General features: G+C 72.1%; 3 protein-coding genes. All 3 read left to right on the top strand.

The window, feature by feature from the left end:
- Positions 1–102 precede the first annotated feature (102 nt).
- A complete protein-coding gene (locus KDM41_17665; protein ID MCB1185249.1) occupies positions 103–615 on the top strand; it encodes a DUF455 family protein in 513 nt (170 codons plus the stop codon).
- Positions 616–698: 83 nt separating this feature from the next.
- The gene (locus KDM41_17660) at positions 699–1,742 is read left to right on the top strand and encodes an SUMF1/EgtB/PvdO family nonheme iron enzyme (GenBank protein ID MCB1185248.1); all 1,044 of its coding nucleotides are present in this window, start codon (positions 699–701) and stop codon (positions 1,740–1,742) included.
- Positions 1,743–1,833: 91 nt separating this feature from the next.
- The gene (locus KDM41_17655; protein MCB1185247.1) at positions 1,834–3,141 is read left to right on the top strand and encodes a 4Fe-4S binding protein; all 1,308 of its coding nucleotides are present in this window, start codon (positions 1,834–1,836) and stop codon (positions 3,139–3,141) included.

The raw sequence follows: 3,141 nt of genomic DNA, 5'->3' as shown, positions 1-3,141 counted from the left end.
GCCTCTTCCGCCCGACTTAACGACGTCCGGGGCCGGATTGTTTCAGGAATGTGCCGCGGCCCGCCGGTTGCCGCGGCGACGGCGATGCGGTAGGGTCGTGCCATGGACACCGCCCCCTTCCACGTCTGCGGCCCCGGCGAACGGCCGCCCCGCCCCCGCCCCGTCGGCACGCCCGAGGGGCTCGGCGACCGCATGCGCGCCGCCGCCTTCGCCGAGAAGCAGGCCGTGGCCGCCTTCACCTGGGCCGCCGACCACTTCACCGACGCCCCCGCGGGGCTGCGCGCCGCCTGGCGCGCCCAGGTGCCCGAAGAGCAGGAGCACTACGGGCTCATCGTGGCCCGCATGGCCGAACTCGGCCAGGACCTCGACGCCCGGCCGGTCTCGCTCGGCCTCTGGCGCGCCCTGACCGCGTGCGCCACCGCCGAGGAGTTCTGCATCCTCATCGCCGCCGCGGAGGAGCGCGGTCGCCAGGCGGGCCTGCGCACCTCCCGGGCCCTGGCGGGCTCGGATCCGGCCACGGCAGCCGTTTTCGAGCGGATCGCCGCCGACGAGGTGGCCCACGTGGCCCTGGCCGAGACCTGGTTCGGCTGGACGCCCGACACCGGGACCGATTGACACGGAAACGGGCCGTTTCTATCCTCATTGGGTCGACTTCCGACCGGCATGACCGGGACCGCTACGAGAAAGGTCGTTCGCCCATGACCGTTCGCCCCCGCACCAACCTGGTCCCGGCCCTCGCCCTGACCATCGGACTCCTCTGTGTCGTGCTGGCGGGCGGCTGCTCCCACGACGACCCCGTGCGCCCCGCCCCCACGCCCGACCTGCCCCCCGAGGGCTTCGTCACCGTGCCGGCGGGCTCGTTCCTCATGGGCAGTCCCGAGGATGAGCTGGGCCGCGGCGAAGTGGAGCACCTGCACCCGGTCACCATCTCGCGCGGTTTCCACCTCCAGGCCACCGAGGTCACCAACGCCCAGTACCTGGAGATGGCCCAGTGGGCCATGGATGCGGGGCTGCTGCACATCACGTCGCGGGTGGCGTCGACCACCGGCGACACCATCTACGTGCTGCGCGACACGGGCAACGGCGAGAACTTCTTCCTCTCGATGATCAACGGCTGCGAGATCGACTTCGACCGCCGCACCGAGCGTCTGCTGCTGTACGACGTGGGCTTCGGCCTGAATCCGGACCACCCGGTGAAGTACGTGACCTGGTGGGGCGCCGCGGCCTACTGCAACTGGCTCAGCCTGCGCGAGGGCCTCGAACCCGCCTACGACCAGACCACCTGGGAGGTCGATCTGGAGAACGCCCGGGGCTACCGCCTGCCCACCGAGGCCGAGTGGGAGTACGCGGCGCGGGGCGGCAGCAAGACGTCCTACGCGGGCAGCCACATCGCCACGATCGAATGCAACGCGGACAGCCTCCAGTACCAGGGCTGGTACTGCTTCAACTCCGACGGCTGGACCCGCCCCGTCGGCGGCCTCGCGCCCAACGCATTCGGCCTGTACGACATGCACGGCAACGTGTGGGAGCTGTGCAACGACTGGTACGCCCAGGACTACTACAAGGCGAGCCCGGATCTCGACCCGGCCGGACCGGAGACCGGCGAGTTCCTGCGCTCCTCGCGGGGCGGCTCCTGGACCTGGGGCGCCCAGTTCGCCCGCTCGGCCCAGCGCGGCGCCCATTTCATGGGCCAGGTCGGGCCGCAGGAGGGCTTCCGCCCGCTCAAACCCCTCCGCCGCTGATGCCACCGGACCCCGGCGCGAGATCCGCCTGGCTTTCTGGATAACTTTATCCTATTTTGCCCTCATCCCCTGGACGGAGGGTTCGCGAACCATGCGCATCGTGCGGCTGATCCCCATCCTGCTGGTCTCCCTGGTGCTCGCAGCGCACCATTTCCGCGGCGGCGAACCCGGCCTCGTGGGCCTGTGGCTGAGCGTGCCGGGACTGCTTTTCCTGCGGCGACGCTGGGTCGACCGCGCCCTCCAGGTGCTCCTGCTCGCCGGCGCCGCCGAATGGGTGCTCACGGTGCTGCGGTTCGTGGAGATCCGGCGGCAGCTCGGACTGCCCTGGGAGCGGATGGCCCTGATCCTCGGGGCCGTGGCCGCGGCGACCGCCGTGGCCGGACTCGTGCTCGAGACCCGCGGCCGCCGCGCCCAGCTGCCGGCCACCGATCCGGCGGGGCCGGGGCTCGGCGCCTTCCTCTTCGCCCTGGTCATCCTGGTGCCGGTGCAGCTGAACATGGATCCGGCCGGGCTGCTGCTCGAGCGCTTCCTGCCCGCCGGCGGCTGGTGGGAGCTGGTGGGCCTGGCCCTCTACGCCGGCTGGCTGAGCGACCGCCTCGGCGGCGATGCGCGGCGGATCAGGAAGCTGCGGCCGCGGGTGTGGTTCGTGTTCTCCCTCGTGTTCTTCACCCAGCTCGTGCTCGGCCTCGCGGGCCTGGAGAAGCTGCTCATGACCGGCAAGCTGCACCTGCCCGTCCCGGCCCTCATCGCGGCGGGGCCCCTGTACCGGGGCGGCGGGCTGTTCATGGCGATCCTGTTCACGTCGTCGGTGCTGCTGGTGGGTCCGGCCTGGTGCTCGTGGCTGTGCTACATCGGCGCCTGGGACGACCGCTTCGCGCGGACGCAGCGCCGGCCCGGCGCGCTGCCGCCCTGGCGCAACCGCATGCGCGTGGCCGTGCTGCTGGTGGTGATGGCGACGGCCTTCGGTCTCGGCCGCCTCGGCGTGGGCACCTTCGTCGCCGGCTGGCTCGCGGCCTCGTTCGGCCTGGTGGGCATCGGGTTGATGGTGCTGTGGTCGCGCCGGCGGGGGCACATGACCCACTGCACGGCCTGGTGCCCCATGGGCTGGGTCGCGACGCGCCTGGGCAAGGTTTCCCCCTGGCGCCTGAAGATCAGCGACGCCTGCACCGACTGCGGCGCCTGCACCCCGGCCTGCCGCTACGACGCGTTGTACCCGGCCGACGTGGCGGCGCGGCGTCCCGGCGAGGCGTGCACCCTGTGCGGCGACTGCCTGAGCAACTGCCCCACCGGCAGCATCGCCCTGCACTTTCCCGGTCTGCAGCCGCGCCGCGCCCGAGTCGTCTTCCTGGCCATGGTGGCCGCCATGCACGCGGCCTGGATCGGCGTGGCGCGGCTCTAG

The sequence above is a fragment of the bacterium genome (genome assembly GCA_020440705.1).
In the GTDB taxonomy this organism is placed as follows: Bacteria; Krumholzibacteriota; Krumholzibacteriia; order LZORAL124-64-63; family LZORAL124-64-63; genus JAGRNP01.
This window is presented reverse-complemented; position numbering and strand designations above follow the sequence as displayed.

What these genes read in the sequence shown, in the direction of transcription:
- KDM41_17665 (MCB1185249.1), top strand. Translation starts at nt 103, where the DNA reads ATGGACACCGCCCCCTTCCACGTCTGCGGCCCCGGCGAACGGCCGCCC.
- KDM41_17660 (MCB1185248.1), top strand. Translation starts at nt 699, where the DNA reads ATGACCGTTCGCCCCCGCACCAACCTGGTCCCGGCCCTCGCCCTGACC.
- KDM41_17655 (MCB1185247.1), top strand. Translation starts at nt 1,834, where the DNA reads ATGCGCATCGTGCGGCTGATCCCCATCCTGCTGGTCTCCCTGGTGCTC.